We start from the raw sequence: 17,016 nt of genomic DNA, 5'->3' as shown, positions 1-17,016 counted from the left end.
AGCATGTGACCACCGATCTCGACGACGCCGCCGCGACCTTCGGCGAAGTGCGACCGCGGCTCTTCGGGATCGCCTACCGGATGCTCGGCAGCGTGCACGAGGCCGAGGACCTGATCCAGGACGTCTGGATGAAGTGGCAGGCCTACGACCGCAGCAAAGTGAAGGAACCCGCGGCCTTCCTGGCCACCATCACGACCCGGCTCGCGATCAACGCGACCCAGAGCGCCCGGGTCCGCCGCGAGACCTACATCGGGCCGTGGCTCCCCGAGCCGGTGGACACCAGCGCCGATCCGGCTCTCGGGGCAGAGCGCGGTGAGGCTCTCGAACTGGCGGTGCTGCTGCTGCTGGAGAAGCTGTCCCCGACCCAGCGGGCGGCGTACGTGCTGCGCGAGGCCTTCGGCTACCCGTACGACGAGATCGCCGAGATAATCCAACTCTCGGAAGCGAACGTCCGGCAACTGGTCAGCCGCTCCCGCAAGCGGCTCGCCGACGAACGGCGCGAGCCGGTCGACGCGGCCGAGCAGCATCGCCTGCTGAAAGCGTTCCTCGCCGCGGCACAGCAGGGTGACCTGGCCTCGCTGGAGCAACTGCTCGCGGCCGATGTGGCGAGCTACGCCGACGGTGGTGGCGTTGCCCGCGCCAGCCGGATACCGGTGCTGGGCCGGACGCAGGTCTCGAAGTACTTGGCGTCCTTCGCCTCGCGTTTCTGGGTCGGTACGACGCTCACCTGGGTCGAGGCGAACGGCCGGTCGGCGGTGCTGATCGCCCGGGACGGGGTGGCCTTCGCCCTGGTCACCGTCAGCGCGTCCGCCGAGGGGATCGACCAGATCCAGTGGGCGATGAACCCGGCGAAGCTGACTTCTGTCACACCCCCGGGTGCTGCCCTGTCTTAGCTGTACGACCGGGCGGCGTCCGAAGCCGCCGGACGCAGCGAAGGGGCCCCATGAAAATCGTAGTGATCGGCGGCAGCGGCCTGATCGGGTCGTATCTCGTCTCCAAGCTCGGTGAGCACGGCCACGAGGCGGTGCCTGCGTCACCCAACACGGGCGTGAACACTCTGACCGGCGAGGGTCTGGCCGAGGTGCTGACCGGCGCGTCGGTGCTCATCGACGTGTCCAACTCGCCCTCCTTCGAGACCAAGGCGGTGATGGAGTTCTTCGAGACGTCCACCCGCAACCTGCTCGCGGCGGAGGCCGAGGCGGGCGTCGGGCACCACGTCGCGCTGTCGGTGGTCGGCACCGGGCGGCTGCCGGACAGCGGCTACCTGGAGGCGAAGGCCGCCCAGGAGGCGCTGATCGCCAAGTCGTCCATGCCGTACTCGATCGTCGAGGCGACGCAGTTCTACGAGTTCGTCGGCCGGATCGCGGACTCGGCCACCGAGGACGGCGTCATCAAGGTGCCGGACGCCCTGATCCAGCCGATGGCGGCCGAGGACGTCGCCGCGGCGGTCGGCCGGACCGCGGTCGGCTCGCCGCTGAACGGGAAGACCGAGATCGGCGGGCCGGAGGAGTTCCGCTTCAGCGACCTGATCCAGCAGCACCTTGCCCTGAGCAACGACCCGCGCAAGGTCATGGTCGACCCGCACGGCACCTATTTCGGTACCGAGCTGGAGGAGCGCAGCCTGGTCCCGGGCGAGGGTGCGACGCTGTCGGAGACCACCTACACCGAGTGGCTCAAGTCCCACTGACCGACCACCACCGCGGCCGTGTACGTCGTCCACCATGCCGGCGCCCGGTCTGACGGTCAGTCGACCGCCGCGGCCAGGCACTCCTCGGCTTCGACCGGCTCGAGGTGTTCGACCTGCTGCAAGGCCGGGTCACGGCGCAACGTGTACAGCAGGCCGAGCACTACCAGGCCGAGGCCTGCGGCGATCGGTGGGAGGAACTGAACGCCTACCAGCTTGATGATCACGCCACCCGCTACCGCGGACAGTCCTGCGCCCAGGTAGATCGCGGAGGCGTTCATGGCCAGCAGGAGGCCGCCGCCCTCGCCCAACTCCAGCAGGAGGTTCTGGATCGGCGGGTTGAAGGCCCAGGTGAACAGGCTCCAGACGAACAGTGCGATAGCGGCACCGGCCACGGTCGTCGCGGTCAGGGTCAGGGTGGCGATCACCGCGGTGAAACCGATCAGCGTCACCGTCAGCGTGCGCAGGCTGCCGAAGCGGTCCGTCGCCCGGCCGCCGACCAGGTTGCCCAACACCGCGCCCACGCCGTACACGAGCAGGAGGATGCCGACCGTTCCACCCTTCAGGTGGGCGGTCTCGGCGAGCAACGGCACTACGTAGATGTAGACGCTCATGGTCGCGAGCACTGCCAGCACCGTCATCAGCAACACGGTCTGGACCCGCCGGTCGGTCAGTCCGGCGAACCGCTCACGCAAGCTCACCGCGGCCGGTGCGGCCGCCTTCGGCAGCGCGGACCGCACCGCGAGAGCGACCACGAGGCAGACGGCCGCGATCAGCGCGAACACCCCGCGGTACCCGAGGCTGTCACCGAGCAGGCTGCCCGCCGGTACGCCGAGCACCAGTGCGAAGGTCAGTCCGCCGAAGACCACCGCGACCGCTCGGCCTCGTTCCTCCGGTGGCAGGAATCCGGTCGCGAACAAGGTCGCCGCCGGGGTGTACGCCGCGGCGCCGAGCGCGGCCACGATCCGGCCGACGATGAGGATCGGGTAGTTCGTCGCGATAGCGGCGATCCCGTTGCCCAGCGCAGCCAGCAGCAACGCCGCGATCAGCAGGGTACGGCGCTCCCAGCGGCCCGTGAGCGTCGACAACAGCGGCGCACCGACGGCGTACGAGAGGGCGAAGGCGGTGGCCAGCTGACCCGCGGCTGTCAGCGAGACGTGCAGCTCGGAGCTGACAGCCGGCAGCACGCCGGAGACGACGTACGCGCTGGTACCGACGGCGAAAGCACCGGCCGCCAGCAGGTAGATGCGTGCGGACATCAAGGGACCTTCCCGGGTGGACGACTAGTTCGACGTTGATCGTACTACGATCTTCATCGAACTTCGATACACGTCGTACTATGGACCCATGACCACAAGGGCATTGCCGCAGCCGGACCGCGAGGAGATTCGCGTCGAGACGGTCCTGCAGGCACTGGGCGAACCCGTCCGGCTACAGATCGTCCGCGCTCTGGCCGACGCACCCGAGGGCATCGCCTGCGGCGACATCGAGCTTCCCGTCACCGCCTCCACCCGGGCCCACCACCTCCGCACCCTGCGCGAAGCCGGCGTCCTCAGCACCCACACCGAAGGCACCCGCCGCATCAGCACCCTCCGCCGCGAAGACCTCGAAACCCTCTACCCCGGCCTCCTCACCGGCATCCTCGCCGCCCAACGCTGACGCACTGCGGATGCCAGTACTGCGGGCCCGCGCTGGCCGGCGAGCTTCGCGACAAAGCGCGGGTAGTGCGGGTCGAACACCCCGGCACCAGCCGCACGGACCTCCTCGGGCGTCCACCACCGCGCCTCACGGAACTCGGCCGGATCAGTCACCAACGACATCCCCCGCCGCCCGTGCACCACGAACCACAAGCTCACGTCGGTGTGCCCGTGATCAACCCCGACCGTCTCGGTGACGGTGATGAAAGCCGGCAAGGCATCCGCGAGCTCAGCCTCGACGCCGAGCTCCTCGGATGCCTCCCGCCGGGCAGCGTCCACCGGATCCTCGTCCGGCTCGACATGGCCGCCCGGCGGCAGCCACAACTTCGCGTTCAGGTGATCCACCAGCAGACTGCTCCGATCCACCGGATCGATCACCACCACGTACGACACCAGATGCGGACTCGGTGTCGCCGGCTTCACCCGCCGGAACACATCGTCAGTGCTCGCCAACCACCTCAACGCCTCGTTCCGATGCCCCGCCTCCACCTCGTCGAACGGCACAATCCCCCGCACCAACTCCTGAACCCTCCGCACCGAACTCCGCATGCGCCGACCCTGCCAGCACCCTCCGACAATCAGGGCTGACCGGAACGAACTTGGTGTAGCTGGTGCGGAGGTAGCCGGCGGAGGACGGATTGGAGACGGTGACGTGCCCCGCTGTACCGGCGGCGAACTGGTACCGGCCGAGCAGGATCCACTGCATTCCACCGGTCTTCTGACTGAGGTCCGTGCTCGCCGTGCCAGTGGCATGAGTGATCACGTAGTGGGCGGCCGCTGTGCTGTTCTCGTGGTTGGGCACCCACGCGTACACGTCGTACCGGCCGCCGCTAGGCAGGTCCGGCCGCCAGTCGGCGCTCTTGCCAACGCCGTTGGCGGCACGTGTTCCCGTGGTCAGCCAGCCCGGCACACTGGACGGCGCCCAGACCCCGACCTCGGTGTAACCCGGGTCTGCGACTCCCACGATCGCCATCGGGAGCGGCGTCACCGAGACCGTCGCAGGCGCCGACTCGTTGCCGCTGAGGTCTACGGCCTTCACCTGCAGGCTGTGCGCCACGTTGTTCGCCAGATCCGGCACAGGGATGCCCTGGGCAACCAATCCGGGATTCCCGATGTTGCCGACCGGCTCATCGGTGTTCACCAGTACACCGTCGGCGTAGATGTTGTAGCCGAGCAGATCCAGCTCAGGGCTCTGGTTCCAGTACAGGACGGCCTGGCCGTTCGCAGCCTCGCCCATCAGACCAGTAGGCGTCGCAGGAGCCTGAGCATCAGCAGGGACCTGTACTGCGACCGGGGCCGAGGCCGGCGACTCGTTGCCGGACCTGTCGATCGCCGTGACGGACAACTGGTATGTCTGCCCGGCGGCCAATTCGTGCAACTGGAACGACCCACGGCGTACCGGGTTCGCCGTCTGTCGCCGGCCGTCGAGGTAGACGTGGTGCCCGACCACGTCCGCATCCGTCACCGGAGTCCACTGGAGATCAAGCACCGCGTCGCCCGTCGCCGGGAACGTCTGCACGGTGTTGGTGACATCCGTGGGCGTCGCCGGAGGCACGGCGTCGGCGGCAGGCGCCGGGACGAACTTCACCGCGTCAGCGCGCAGATAGCCCTCATGCCCCGACGGCTTGCTCAGCTCGACCCAGCCCGTACCGCCCGCTGCGAACTGGTAGTTGCCCAGCCGCACCCACCGGTCGACTCCCACCGACTCAGCCGGATCCACCGGCGCACTGGCACCCGCACTGCTGTTGACGACGTACTGCGCTGTCGTCACGTTCAGGGAGTTCCCCGGGATCCACGCGTAGACGTCGTACCGACCGGCCGACGGTAGCTGCGGGGTCCACCGAGCTGTGGAGGTCGAGGTGGACGAGTAGCGAGTGTCCGTCCCCTGCCAGCCCTTCACCGTGGTGGTACTGGTCCACGGCCCGGCCTCGGTGTACCCGGCGCCGCCGTTGTCGATCACTACTGTCGGGACGAACTTCACCGCGTCCGCCCGCAACGTGCCGGTCGCACCCGCGTTGTTGACGAGTTGCACCTTCCGGCCTGCTCCCGGTGTCATCACGTAGGAGCCGAGGTCGACCCACTGCTGACCCGCCTTGGTCTGATCCACCAGGACATTCGTAGTACCGCCGTCGTGGGTGATCTCGTAGCGGGCCGCAGTACTGCCGGTTCTGATGAAGTCGGGGTTCCACGCGTAGACCTCGTAGGACTGCGTCGCGGGCAGGGTCGGGGTCCAGGTCGCGGAGGCACCTGTGGTCGCCGCGCGCCGGGTGAGCTTGTCCTGGTAGCCGTACGCATCGCTCGCCGCCGACCACGTACCGGTCTCGGCGTAGCCCGGATCACCGTTGTCCACAAGGACATCACCAGAGGCAACGTCGCTGGCGGAGTCCACCGGCTTGTAATAGCGGAAGTAGTCCCACGTGGTCTCACCCGGCAGGTTCGTCTCGGTCACCGGCTCGGTGAATCCGAGTGTGGTGAGCCAGACGTTCTGCAGGGCATGCGGCCCCGGGTAGGCGAGCGTGCGGCTCAGGACGCCGTCGACGTAGAAGCGGATCTCCGTCGGCAGCCACTCGTAACCGTAGGTGTGATACCCGTCCGACGAGTCCGGCCCGGCGTACACCCCGCCCGGGTTGCCGATGTGCTGCGGCACTGTCCAGTGCGTGTGCTGCTGGACCGTGCCCGGCGCGTGCGAGTCGATCTCGAACCCGTCGATCTCGTTGAACCTGTTGTACGGACCCTTGTACAACGGGGCGTCCGGCACGTAGTCGGCCAGGCCCATCTGCCAGAAGGCGGAGTGGAAGCCCTTGTCGCCCCACAACCTCGCCCGGGTCTCGTAGTACCCGTAGCCGAAGGTCTTCGTCGAGATGATGCCGCCACAGGTGTAGTCCGTGTCGCCGTTCACCTCTTTCTCCAGCGCGATGTGCATGACGCCGCCGCCGACCGTGACGTTGTCCGGGTCGTTCTTGCAGATCGCCTTCGAGCCCTCGCGCTTGTACCAGTCGTTCGCGGCGAGCGTCGCGCCGGCGAACTCGTCCGACCAGTCGAGTTGATACCCAGCGGGGACATGGTTCGGCCCGGGGGGCGGGTCAGCCGCGGCCGGCGCGACACCGGCCAGGGCGGAGACGGTGAGGGTCGATGCGATCAGAGCGAGTGAGGCCAGGAATCGAACAGGGCGAACGGTCATCAGACGGCTCCCTACGTCTCGGGCGTGAACCGACGATATGATTGTGCGGGTTTCATGTCCATAGTGCAGATGAGATATCTACACCATGGATCACTACCAGTTGGTGACCGAGCCGTCCGGCCGGTGCAGCCGTGGGATGACGGCCGTCTCGGGAGGCAGCGCCTGGGACAGGTCGGCGGTGATACCCAGGCCCGGTGCGTCGGTGGCGGTCAGCCGCCCGGGCTCTGCCTGGATGGTCGAGGTGAAGGCGCCGAGCGGAGGCGTCGCCCGCTGACACTGCTCCTGCACACTCACGTTCGGCAGCGCCGTGTTGAACTGCGTCGACGCGGCCGTGCAGAGCGCGCCGATCGAGTTGTGCAGGGCGAGCTGGACGTGGTGGGTCTCGCAGAGGGCGGCGATCTTGCGGCCCTCGGTGATCCCGGTGTGCCCGAGATCGATCCGCGCGTGGTCGATCAGCTCGTCCTCGACCAACTGCCGGAACTCCCACTTCGTACACAGCTGCTCCCCCGCCGCGATCGGTACACCGACCCGGCCGCGGAGCGACTTGTACGCCGAGAGGTGCTCGCTGCGCAGCGGGTCCTCGACGAAGAACGGGCGGAGCGGCTCGAGCTCACGACACAGCTGGACGGCCTCGGCCAGGTCCAGCCGGGTGTGCACGTCGAGCAGCAACTCGATCTCGTCGCCCAGCCCGGCCCGCAACTCCCGCATCAGCTCGACGGTCCACCGAACAGCCCGGCGAGCGTTGTACTCGGGCTCCTCGGGATCCCACGCCGTCAGCCGCAGGTGCTGCCACCCTTGCTCGGCCAGCTCCGACGCATGGTTGAGCACGTCGTCCATCGACCCGCCACGCACATGCGCATAGGCCGGCACATAGTCCCGCGAGCGCCCACCGAGCAGCGCATGCACCGGTACTCCGAGGCGCTGGCCCTGCAGGTCCCACAAGGCGATGTCGATCCCGGCCAGCACCGACCCGTGGTGCCGGTCGGACGGGAAGAAGGCGGAGCGGTAGCCGAGCTGCCAGATGTGCTCGATCCGGGTGGCGTCGACGCCGACCAGCAGCGGGCGCAGATCCTCGACCAGCCCGGCCGCAGCGCGCTCCCGGCCGCGCATGCCGACCTCGCCGATCCCGGTCAGGCCGTCCTCGGTCCGTACCACCGCCACCAGCGCCGGCCAGTCGTCCGCGGCCGGCAGGGACACCAGGTCGATCTCCTCGATCTTCATGCGCCCACCCCATCACATCTGCCTCGCCACGGTCTCGACGCAGGGCCCGTGACTCCGGCGTCGACGGCGAACAACCCGCCACTGCCGGGCGGCGCATCAGCCAGCCCGAGCGAGGCCGTCGTGATCACCAGGGTGCTGCCCTGGAAGCAGACCGCAGTCGGCCTCGGTACAGGCAGCTCGACGGTGGCCAGCAGCTCACCCGTCGGCGCGTACCGGCGAACCTCGCTCGCATCCCACACCGCCACCCAGACGCACCCTTCGTCGTCGAGCACCAGCCCGTCGGGATTCCCGCCGCCGACCTCGACGATCGTACGGCGCTCGCCCGGCGTACCGGTGGACAGGTCGATGGCTTCGAGGCGGCGGTGCGGGAGGGTGTCGACGAAGTACAGCGTCTGGCCGTCCGGACTGAAGTCGATGCCGTTGGCAACGGTCAGGCCGGTCAGCATCGTGTCGACCGAGCCGTCGGGCGACAAGCGGAAGAGCGCAGCGTGTGGCGCCCGCGGGAGCGCCTGCGAGCCGGCCCAGAAGCTGCCGTCGGGGTGGCAGGCGCCGTCGTTCATCTGGTCCCGCCCGGACGTCAGGCCGGTGACCAGCGGTGTCACCGTGCCGTCCTCCGCCAGGTGGGCGAACCCCTCCTTCACAGCGATCGCCCACCCGGCACCAGCCTCGGCCAGCGGTACCGCGACCCCGACCGGCCGGCCGATCTCGTAGTCCCGCAGCACGGTCAGTACGCCGTCCGCAAGGCTGCCGCGATGCACCCGGCCGGCCGAGATGTCCACCCAGACCAGCTCACCGGTCCTGGCATCCAGCCGGGGTGATTCCCCTTGCACATAAGCGGTGGTGGAGATCAGGTCAGCTCTTGACCGCACCCGCGATCCCCTCGACGAAGGTCCGTTGCAGGAAGAGGAAGACCACCACGATCGGCACCACGCTGATGCAGGCCGCGGCCGCGAGTCCGGTCCAGTCGGTGGTGTCCTGGCCGTAGAACCCGTACATGCCGACGCCGAGCGTGCGCAGGTCCGGGTTGCCCAGGGTGAACACCAGCGGGATGAAGAAGGCGTTCCAGGCGCCGATGAAGTTCATCAGCGCCACCGTGCCCATCACCGGTTTCGCCAGCGGCAGCATCACCCGCCAGTACGTCCGCAGGTACCCCGCGCCGTCCATCCGCGCGGCTTCCTCCAACTCCTTCGGGATCCCGCTGAAAAACCCCATGAACAACAGCACCGGTACGACGAGCGCGGGACCCGCCTGCGCGAGCGCCGAACCGAGCAGGCCGTTGCCGAGCCCGAGGCCGTTCACCACGATGAACGTCGGGATGATCGTGTAGCCGTGCGGGATGAACATCGTCGCGATCAGCACCCCGACGAACACCTTCTTGCCCGGTAGCCCCGGCCTGGCCAGCGCGTAGCCGGCGGTCGAGGCCACCAGCAGCACCAGCACGACGACCGCGATCGAGAATGTGATGGTGTTCGCCGTGTAGGTGCTGAACTTCGCCGTCGTCCAGGCGCGCCGGAAGTTCTCCAGCGTCGCCTCGTCGGGCAGCAGCGAGAGACCGCCGATCAGCATCTCCCGCGGTGTCTTGAAGGCGGCCGAGATCATCCAGACGAACGGGTAGATCCAGACCAGGCACAGCGGGATCAGCAGCAGGTGCCAGACGTTGCGCCTGACCAGGCGTCGGTTCAGGCGCCGGTTCAGGCGCAGTCCCACACCCCCGCTCATGCCTTGCCTCCGGACAGCCGGCGCTTCAGGAAAGGTGCCTGCAGCAACGTGACCACCAGGGTCAGCAGACCGAAGACGACGCCCGCCGCCGAGGCGAACCCGTACCGCGGTGCCTGCAACGACGGGTCGAACGCATAGCGGTAGATGTAGGTCGGAACCACATCGGTTGCGTAGTCCGGCCCGCCCTCGGTGACCGCGCGGACCAGGTCGAAGGTGTTCAGGCTGCGCTGGAACACGAGCAGCAGGATCACGATCGCGATCGGCGTGACGACCGGCAGGGTGACGAAGCGCAGGGCCCGCCAGAAGCCTGCGCCGTCGATGGCCGCGGCCTCCTGCAGATCCTTCGGCACGGTCTGCAGCGCGGCCAGCCAGTAGATCAAGGTGATGCCGAAGCCCTTCCAGACGTCGATCGACAACAGCGTGGGCAGCGCGGTCGACGTACTGCCGAGGAAGTTGACCGGCTGGTCGACCAGGCCGGTGTCCAGCAGGATCCGGTTCACCAGCCCGCCGGCCGGGTCGAGCAGGATGGCGATCACGATCCCGATCACGGCGGTGGTGGCGACCACCGGCAGGAACAGCACCAGCCGGTACAGGTTGCGGAAGCGCAGCCAGCTGCTGTTCAGCAGGATCGCCATCACCAGCGCCAGCGGCATCTCGATGAAGATCGCCGCCAGCGAGAACGCGAACGAGTGCCAGAAAGCGCGCCAGAACGCGTCGGCGCCGAGCACCTCGCGAAAGTTCGCCAGGCCGACCCAGTCGGTCGGCGAGCCGACCCCGTCCCAGTTGAAGAACGCGTACCACCAGCTGGCGATCATCGGCCAGACGGTGAAGCCACCGAACAGCAGCACCAGCGGGACCAGGAACAGGTAGCTCCACAGGTGCTTGCGGAACCGCCCCGGCCGGCGCGACTTGGTGTCCGCGACCGGGGCCTTCGCGAGCGGACGCTCGACGGTCGTCGTCATGCGGTCAGCCTCCCGGCGTGAAGTCCTTGAGGGGATCCCAGCCGGCGAAGGTCAGGTCCTTGGCCGAGCCCTCCTTGCCCTTCGCCTTCAGGTCGGCCGAGGTCTTGTCCAGGTAGGTCTGCAGGTCCTTGTCGAGCTTGGCCGCGGCCGGAGCGAACGGCTGGTTCTTGATGATCGAGCTGAACGCGGCGTCGGTGTGCTTCAGGTCGGGCTTGGCCGCGAGCGCGTCGGTGACTGCCCGGCCGCCGGTGCTGGCCAGGGCCGGGTTCGGCGCGCGCCGCATGGTCTCCTCGGCCACCTTCAGGATCGCGGCCTGGTCCGGGTTCTTCTCCGCTTCGGCCTTCCAGGCACCCTCAAGCGCGGTGAGCGTGCCGAACTTCTTGTAGTAGGCGTTGTGGAAGGACTCCGAGGAAAGGAAGTCCATCACCTTCCAGCTCTCCGCCTTGTGCTCAGACTTGGACGACATCGACCACAGCGGGCTGAAGGACTTGGTCAGCGGCAGGTAGGCCCCGCGCCCCGCGTCCGGCACGGGCAGACCGGTGATGCCCATCTTGATCTCGGGCGCGAGCTTGCGGACCTCGGCGACGTGCCACGGCGGCGTCGGGTACATCGCGAGCCGGCCGGCCGCGAACTCCTTGAACGCACGGCTGCCGTCCCAGCTCTCCCAACCCGGCATCATCACCTTCGCCGCCTGCATCCGCCGGTGCAGCTCGACGGCCTCTACCAGGCCGGGCTGGAGGTGGCGGGCTTGCCGGTCCGGTAGTCGATGCCGGCCGCGGGCACGGAGTACGGGACGGCGGTGTCCGCGAGCATCTCGACGCCGACGGCCTTGGCCGCGGTCGGCGCGTAGCCGAAGTACTTGCCCTTGCCGTCGGCGGTGACCTTGGTGGCCGTCCGCTCGAGCTCGGACCAGGTCTTCGGCGGCGCCGTGAAGCCGGACTTCTTCAGCAGGTCCTCGTTGTAGAGGAAGACCCGCAGCGTCGACCACGGTCCCCAGACCAGCGGCAGGCTCATCAGCTTGCCGTCGCGGTGCAGGCCGGAGGTGGCCGGGTCCATGCTGCCCTCCGGGAACCGCTTCAGGAACTCGGGTGTGACGAACTCGTCCAGCGGCGCGACCCAGCCGCGGGCGGCCATCCGGTCCATCCCGTCGTCCTGGGCACGGAAGATGTCAGGCGCGTTGTTCTGCTGGAACATCAGCTCGACCGCGTTCAACTGCTGGTCCGAGGGGTTCTCCAGCACCTTGACCGCGATGCCCGGGTTGGCCTTCTCGAACTCGTCGAACTGCTCGCGGTAGAACTGGCTGGCGCCGGGCGGGTCGGGGACCAGCGCGACGGTGACGGTGACCTTGTCGGTGGCGTTGCCCGAGTCCGGGCTGCCTCCGACGAGGTTGCACCCCGACAGGGCGAGCGCCACCGCGCAGGTGAGCACGGTGAGAGCAGGGCGGATCTTCATGATCGGCTCCGGAGGTCGTGGCGCGGGGGCGCCGGGATCTGGCGGTCGGTCGGGCCGTGGTGACCCAACTGTGAGTTGATGGCGTCCGCGGTCTCGACGACGAGGCGGGACAGTTCGTGCTCCCGGCCCGGAAGGTCGACGACACTCGACGGTCCGGACAGGGACAGCGCGGCGACGACCCGACCGGTCCGGTCGCGCAGGGGTGCGGCCAGGCAGGACCGGCCGAGGGACAGTTCCTCGGTCTCGGTCGAGTAGCCCTGCCAGGCGACCTGCTCGATCGCGGCGGTCAGTACGTCGTGGTCGGTGATGGTGCGCGGGGTGTATCTCTCCAGCTCCCCCAGCAGGTCGCGCCGGCCCTCGACTCCGAGCAGCAGGCTCTTGCCGAGTGCGGTGGCGTGCAGGGGGTTGCGGCGGCCGGTCAGCGCGAACGACCGCGGTGCGAGGTGTCCTTCGAAGTTGCACAGGTAGAAGGCGTGATCTCCACGCCGTACTGCGACGTTGGCGCCGAGCCCGGTGGTCGCCGCCAGGGACTGGGCGCGTTGCCGGGCCGCGTGGTGCACGGGATGTCCGTTCAGCGCGACGCCGGCCAGGGTGATCAGGTCGGCACCCAGGCGGTACTGCCCGTCCGCGTCGCGCTCGACGAAACCCGCCTGCTCGAGGGTGCTCAGCAGGCGGGAGGCGGTGGACTGCCGCAGGCCCGCCAGCTTGGCGACCTCCGTGACGCGCAGGGCGCCCGGACCGGTGAACGCCCGCAGGACGGCCGCGGCGCGCTCCACGCTCTGGTTCGTCCCTGCCTCGGCACTCACAGCCTGCGTTCCTTTCCTCGAATGATGGACGTTGTCATCCACTATGTGGCAGCCTTACGCACATGATGGATCTCGTCAAGCACCCATCGGATGCCGAATGCTGAACATCGAGGAGCTTCCTGTGGCCCCCACCGTCCAAGGCCTGGTTCCGATCCTGGCCACGCCGTTCCATCCCGACGGCAGTCTGGATCTGCCGAGCCTGCGCCGGCTGACCGGGTTCCAGCTGGCCAGCGGGGTGGACGGCGTCGCCGTGCTCGGCATGGCCAGCGAGGCCTTCGCCCTGACCGCGACCGAGCGCCGGCTCGTCACGAACGCGGTCGCCGAGGTGGTTGCCGGACAGGTCCCGCTGGTGGTCGGTGTCGCCGCCACCTCGACGGTGACGGCGGTGGAACAGGCCCGGGAGGCAGCCGCGGGAGGAGCCGACGCGCTGATGGTGTTGCCGCCGTTCATGGTGCCGCCGAGCCCTGCCCAGCTGCCGTCGTTCTACGCCGCGGTCGCCGCGGTCGGACCCGAGGTGATGGTGCAGGACGCCCCCGGCGCGACCGGAGTGGCCATGTCGCCGCAGCAGATCGCCGAGCTCGCCACCATCGCCCGAGTCACCTCGGTGAAGGTCGAGGCGCCACCGACGGCTCCGAAGGTCGCGGCTGTGGTGGACCGCATCGACGAGCCCGGCTTCGTCGTACTCGGTGGTCAGAACGCGCAGTTCCTGCTCGACGAGCTCGCGGCCGGGGCGGTCGGAACGATGCCCGCCTGCGAGATCCCGGACCTGCTTGCGCCGGTGTTCACCGACTGGCGGGCGGGCCGGTACGACGATGCCCGGGCGAGGTTCGACCTGCTGCTGCCGCTGCTGGTGTACGGGCTGCAGTCCGGGATCGCCTGGGCCGTGCACAAGGAGGTCCTGGTCCGCCGCGGGTTGATCGACCACGCGGCCGTCCGCGTTCCTGCCCGTGAGCTGGACTCCAGGGCCAGGGCCGGACTGGCTGCGATACTCGACCGGCTGGACCTTCCTGCCGGCACCACTCCGCTGACCGGGATCCGCTGATGCCAACCATCACTGACGTAGAGGTTTTTCCGCTGGTCCTGGCCGGACCGGACCGGACATACACGACGAAGCCGCCCTGGCCGAGCATCTACGCCTCCGGGCGGGAGACTCTGCTGGTCAAGCTGACCGCGGACGACGGCTCGGTCGGCTGGGGAGAAGCCCTGGCACCGGTGGCGCCGGAGGTCCCCGGCAAGATCATCGAGCTGCTGCTGAAGCCCGCGCTGCTAGGAGCCGACCCGACCCGAGTCCGGCCGCTCGTCACCGCTCTGCGTGCCCTGATGCGGGAGCGGGGTCACCTCGGCGGGCACCAAGGTGACGCCGTCGCCGCGATCGACGTGGCGCTGTGGGACCTGGCCGGCCGGATCGCGGGGGTGCCGGTGCACCAGTTGCTCGGCGGAGCCCAGCGGGACGTCGTACCGACGTACGTGTCCGGGTTGCCGGGGAAGAAGGACAGCGAGCGGGTCGCCATGGCCCGGGAGTGGGTCGACCAGGGCGTCCGCCAGATCAAGCTCGGCCTCGGTCACGGAGTACGGGCCGACCTTGCGACGGTCGAGGCCCTTCGCAACGTGCACGACGACCTGCTGGTTGCCGTCGACATCCATGGCGTGTACGACGTCGCCCAGGCGGTTCGGCTCGGCCGGGGCCTCGACAGCACGGGCGGCTGGTTCTTGGAAGCACCGGTGGGCTTCGAGGACATCGCGGGTCATGCGGAAGTGGCTCGGCGAATCGACACCCCGGTGGCGATCGGGGAGAGTCTGCGGCACCGGCAGGAGTTCAAGCCGTGGTTGCTGGAAGGTGCGGCCTCGATCCTGCAGCCGGACGCCGGGCGGACCGGGATCACCGAACTGGTGGATCTCGCGGCGGTGGCCGAGACCTGGTTCACCCCGCTGGCCCCGCACCACTCGGCCGGGCTCGGGATCATCATGGCCGCGAGCATCCACGCGTCCGCGGCGGTCGGGAACCTGCTCGCCTACGAGTTCCACCCGATGCTGTTCGGCCCGGTCAACGAGGTCCTGGTGACGCCATTGGAGCCGGGCACGCTCGGCTTCGCGGTACCGACCGGGCCGGGGCTCGGGGTCGAGGTCAACGAGGATGCCGTGCGCGCGGCGTGCATCCGGTGACGCGCCGCGCCCTGGTGATCGGGGCCACGACGCCCATCGGTCAGGCGATCGTGGCCGCGCTGGCCGCGGACGACTGCCGGGTCGCCGGGGCGTCGCTGGAGGACGACAAGGTCGACGGGCTGGACCTGCGGCTGACCGCCGACTGTTCCGACCCCGACGGCGCGGCCGAGGTGGTCTCGGCCGTGGTCGCCGACTTCGGCGGGCTGGACGTGCTGGTGACCGCGGCCGGCCGGATGCCGCTCGAACCCGCCCATCGGACCACAGACAGGCAGTGGTTCGACACGCTGTCCAACACGCTCGACACCTTCTTCTTCCCGGTCCGCTCCGCCCTGCCACACCTCTTCGAGAGCGACGCGGCCGCTGTGGTCGCGGTGTCCTCGGTGAACACTCTGGTCGCCGCTCCCTGGGCCGCGGCCTACACCGCGGCCAAGGGTGGGATCGACGCGCTCGTCCGGCAACTCGCGGTCGAATACGGCGGCCGCGGGGTCCGCGTGAACGCAGTAGCGCCCGGCATGGTCGGCGGCACGAAACTCCCGGACGCGGCTGCGGGTTACCCGATCGGCCGCACGATCCAGGCGCGGGAGGTTGCGGACGCTGTCGCGTTCCTCGCTGGTCCGAAGGCTTCCGGGATCACCGGCGTGGTGCTGCCGGTGGACGGCGGCTTGTCGGTCATGTCGCCGGCTGCTGCCGGGCGCGCTGACCTCCAGGCCAGGCTCCGCGATGCCTGAGGTGGACCTGACCGGCCGGCTCGCGCCCGTCTACCGATTCCTCGACTGGCCGCTGCGCCTGGCAGTGATCACGCTGCTGTGGTTGCTCGGTGTTGCCGCGGGCTTGGTGGTCGCCGGGTTGGCGCCGGCGACACTTGCCGCTCACCGGCTGACGATGGCCTACCTGGATGAGTCCGAGGTCAGGCCGTGGTCCTGCTTCTGGTCGGCCTGGCGGAAGTGGCTCGGCCGCGGGCAACTGGTCCTTGGCCTGCCACTCGCCACCGTCTGGGTGCTGGCGTTCTACCTGGCCGCCGCGAGGCAGACCGTCTGGGCTGTTCCCTTGTCGGTGGTGTTCCTGGGCTACCTGGTCACGCTGTGGATGTTGCCGGCTGCTGTGGTGTCCGCCGGGGATCGCCCGCTGAAGGAGCTCTGGCTGGTCACGTTGCACCTCAGCTGGCGACGCCCGGCTCTACCACTCGCCGCGACCGTAGTACTGGTCGTGCTCGCTGTTGGTGCGTGGTACGTCGTACCCGTGGTGCTGGTGTTCAGCCCGGCCGCCGCGGCGCTGGCCGCAGTACTGGTGGTGCGGCGGGTCAGCTCACCGCGGCCGATGCGTGGTACCCCAGACCCGACGAGATCTGGTCCGCCTGCTCGATGACCTGCCTGGCCAGGGCCTCTTCGCGGGTGGCCAGGTCCATCGCGGTCAGCGGGCCGGACACCGACAGCGCGGCGACGATCGCACCCGTCCGGTCGCGGATCGGCGCGGCCAGGCAGGCCCGGCCGAACGCGAGCTCCTCGAGCTCCAGCGAGTAGCCGCGCTCGCGGATCTGGGCGAGCATCCGCTCCAGCTCGTCGGGGTCGGTGACGGTGTGCGGGGTGTAGCGCGCGAGGTTGTCGCCGAGCAGCTCCTGCCACTCAGACCGCGGCAGCTCGCTGATCAGCGCCTTGCCGATCGCCGTCGCGTGCAGTGGCCCGGTGCGGCCGACCAGCGTGGACGACCGCCCGGCCGCACGCCCCTCGAAGTGGCATAGGTAGAACATCTCGGCACCGCGGCGCTCGGCCACGTTGGCGCCGAGGTTCAGGTCCGCGGCGAGATTCTGCGCGACCTGGCGGGACTGCTGGTGGACAGGCATCTCGTTCAGCCCGATGCCGGCCAGGGTGATCACCCGAGGGCCGATCCCGTACAGGCCGCTGCGCTGGTCGTAGGCGAGGAAGCCCAGCGCGACCAAGGCGCCGACCAGCCGGGAGACGGTGGACTGCCCCAGGCCGGTCGCCTCCACCAGCTCGGAGACGCGCCGCTGCGGAGTGGCCTCGGTGAACTCGGACAGCAGCGACAGAGCCCGCTCGACACTCTGTGTCCCAGGCCCGGCCTCACGGCCGATCGCACGCGCCACGAACTCACCCTCTCCCTGAAATATGGTTTC

General features: G+C 69.2%; 18 protein-coding genes. 7 read left to right on the top strand and 11 right to left on the bottom strand.

Features of this window, described 5'->3' with window-relative positions; genetic code table 11:
* The first annotated feature begins 5 nt into the window (after window positions 1–5).
* The gene (locus tag ACFPJ1_RS31065) at window positions 6–893 is read left to right on the top strand and encodes an RNA polymerase sigma-70 factor (protein WP_380109308.1); all 888 of its coding nucleotides are present in this window, start codon (window positions 6–8) and stop codon (window positions 891–893) included.
* A gap of 50 nt (window positions 894–943) precedes the next feature.
* Window positions 944–1,687 carry an SDR family oxidoreductase gene (locus tag ACFPJ1_RS31060; protein ID WP_380109306.1) on the top strand — a complete coding sequence of 248 codons (744 nt, stop codon included), beginning with the start codon at window positions 944–946 and terminating at the stop codon, window positions 1,685–1,687.
* 56 nt (window positions 1,688–1,743) lie between these two features.
* Here ACFPJ1_RS31060 and ACFPJ1_RS31055 read toward each other — a convergent pair whose 3' ends face one another.
* Complete coding sequence (locus tag ACFPJ1_RS31055; protein WP_380109304.1) at window positions 1,744–2,943, bottom strand: MFS transporter; 1,200 nt, start codon at window positions 2,941–2,943, stop codon at window positions 1,744–1,746.
* Window positions 2,944–3,031: 88 nt separating this feature from the next.
* On the opposite strand from ACFPJ1_RS31055, the gene ACFPJ1_RS31050 reads away from it, so the two are divergent.
* On the top strand, window positions 3,032–3,343 hold the full coding sequence (locus tag ACFPJ1_RS31050) for an ArsR/SmtB family transcription factor (protein WP_132298460.1): 312 nt from the start codon (window positions 3,032–3,034) through the stop codon (window positions 3,341–3,343).
* On the opposite strand, the gene ACFPJ1_RS31045 is transcribed toward ACFPJ1_RS31050, so the two are convergent.
* From ACFPJ1_RS31045 to ACFPJ1_RS31005, 9 genes are all read right to left on the bottom strand, one after another.
* Window positions 3,301–3,834 (bottom strand): NUDIX hydrolase, encoded by a 534-nt coding sequence (locus tag ACFPJ1_RS31045; RefSeq protein WP_380109302.1) that lies wholly within the window; start codon window positions 3,832–3,834, stop codon window positions 3,301–3,303. The genes ACFPJ1_RS31050 and ACFPJ1_RS31045 overlap by 43 nt on opposite strands.
* Window positions 3,821–6,562 carry a golvesin C-terminal-like domain-containing protein gene (locus tag ACFPJ1_RS31040; protein ID WP_380109299.1) on the bottom strand — a complete coding sequence of 914 codons (2,742 nt, stop codon included), beginning with the start codon at window positions 6,560–6,562 and terminating at the stop codon, window positions 3,821–3,823. The genes ACFPJ1_RS31045 and ACFPJ1_RS31040 overlap by 14 nt, the downstream gene beginning before the upstream one ends.
* Before the next feature lie 93 nt (window positions 6,563–6,655).
* Window positions 6,656–7,783, bottom strand: a complete 1,128-nt coding sequence (locus ACFPJ1_RS31035) for a mandelate racemase/muconate lactonizing enzyme family protein (protein WP_380109297.1) — start codon at window positions 7,781–7,783, stop codon at window positions 6,656–6,658.
* A complete protein-coding gene (locus tag ACFPJ1_RS31030) occupies window positions 7,780–8,652 on the bottom strand; it encodes an SMP-30/gluconolactonase/LRE family protein (RefSeq protein WP_380109296.1) in 873 nt (290 codons plus the stop codon). The genes ACFPJ1_RS31035 and ACFPJ1_RS31030 overlap by 4 nt, the downstream gene beginning before the upstream one ends.
* Window positions 8,636–9,502 (bottom strand): carbohydrate ABC transporter permease, encoded by an 867-nt coding sequence (locus ACFPJ1_RS31025; protein WP_380109294.1) that lies wholly within the window; start codon window positions 9,500–9,502, stop codon window positions 8,636–8,638. Before ACFPJ1_RS31025 ends, ACFPJ1_RS31030 begins: the two co-directional genes overlap by 17 nt.
* The gene (locus ACFPJ1_RS31020; protein ID WP_380109293.1) at window positions 9,499–10,464 is read right to left on the bottom strand and encodes a carbohydrate ABC transporter permease; all 966 of its coding nucleotides are present in this window, start codon (window positions 10,462–10,464) and stop codon (window positions 9,499–9,501) included. Before ACFPJ1_RS31020 ends, ACFPJ1_RS31025 begins: the two co-directional genes overlap by 4 nt.
* A 4-nt stretch (window positions 10,465–10,468) precedes the next feature.
* Complete coding sequence (locus ACFPJ1_RS31015) at window positions 10,469–11,161, bottom strand: extracellular solute-binding protein (protein ID WP_380109290.1); 693 nt, start codon at window positions 11,159–11,161, stop codon at window positions 10,469–10,471.
* Window positions 11,162–11,184: 23 nt separating this feature from the next.
* Window positions 11,185–11,916 (bottom strand): ABC transporter substrate-binding protein, encoded by a 732-nt coding sequence (locus ACFPJ1_RS31010; protein ID WP_380109289.1) that lies wholly within the window; start codon window positions 11,914–11,916, stop codon window positions 11,185–11,187.
* Window positions 11,913–12,722 (bottom strand): IclR family transcriptional regulator, encoded by an 810-nt coding sequence (locus ACFPJ1_RS31005; RefSeq protein WP_380109288.1) that lies wholly within the window; start codon window positions 12,720–12,722, stop codon window positions 11,913–11,915. The genes ACFPJ1_RS31010 and ACFPJ1_RS31005 overlap by 4 nt, the downstream gene beginning before the upstream one ends.
* Before the next feature lie 121 nt (window positions 12,723–12,843).
* On the opposite strand from ACFPJ1_RS31005, the gene ACFPJ1_RS31000 reads away from it, so the two are divergent.
* From ACFPJ1_RS31000 to ACFPJ1_RS30985, 4 genes are read left to right on the top strand one after another with little or no spacing between them, the layout of a single operon-like run.
* Window positions 12,844–13,764, top strand: a complete 921-nt coding sequence (locus ACFPJ1_RS31000) for a dihydrodipicolinate synthase family protein (protein WP_380109286.1) — start codon at window positions 12,844–12,846, stop codon at window positions 13,762–13,764.
* Window positions 13,764–14,885: a mandelate racemase/muconate lactonizing enzyme family protein gene (locus tag ACFPJ1_RS30995; RefSeq protein WP_380109284.1), complete on the top strand. Its 1,122-nt coding sequence runs from the start codon at window positions 13,764–13,766 to the stop codon at window positions 14,883–14,885. Before ACFPJ1_RS31000 ends, ACFPJ1_RS30995 begins: the two co-directional genes overlap by 1 nt.
* A complete protein-coding gene (locus ACFPJ1_RS30990; protein ID WP_380109282.1) occupies window positions 14,873–15,613 on the top strand; it encodes an SDR family NAD(P)-dependent oxidoreductase in 741 nt (246 codons plus the stop codon). The genes ACFPJ1_RS30995 and ACFPJ1_RS30990 overlap by 13 nt, the downstream gene beginning before the upstream one ends.
* On the top strand, window positions 15,606–16,250 hold the full coding sequence (locus ACFPJ1_RS30985; RefSeq protein WP_380109280.1) for a DUF624 domain-containing protein: 645 nt from the start codon (window positions 15,606–15,608) through the stop codon (window positions 16,248–16,250). Before ACFPJ1_RS30990 ends, ACFPJ1_RS30985 begins: the two co-directional genes overlap by 8 nt.
* Here ACFPJ1_RS30985 and ACFPJ1_RS30980 read toward each other — a convergent pair.
* On the bottom strand, window positions 16,186–16,986 hold the full coding sequence (locus ACFPJ1_RS30980) for an IclR family transcriptional regulator (protein WP_380109278.1): 801 nt from the start codon (window positions 16,984–16,986) through the stop codon (window positions 16,186–16,188). The genes ACFPJ1_RS30985 and ACFPJ1_RS30980 overlap by 65 nt on opposite strands.
* Window positions 16,987–17,016: the final 30 nt, after the last annotated feature.

Origin of the sequence: Kribbella qitaiheensis, from assembly GCF_042657745.1 — a bacterium.
Lineage (GTDB): Bacteria > Actinomycetota > Actinomycetes > Propionibacteriales > Kribbellaceae > Kribbella > Kribbella qitaiheensis.
This window is presented reverse-complemented; position numbering and strand designations above follow the sequence as displayed.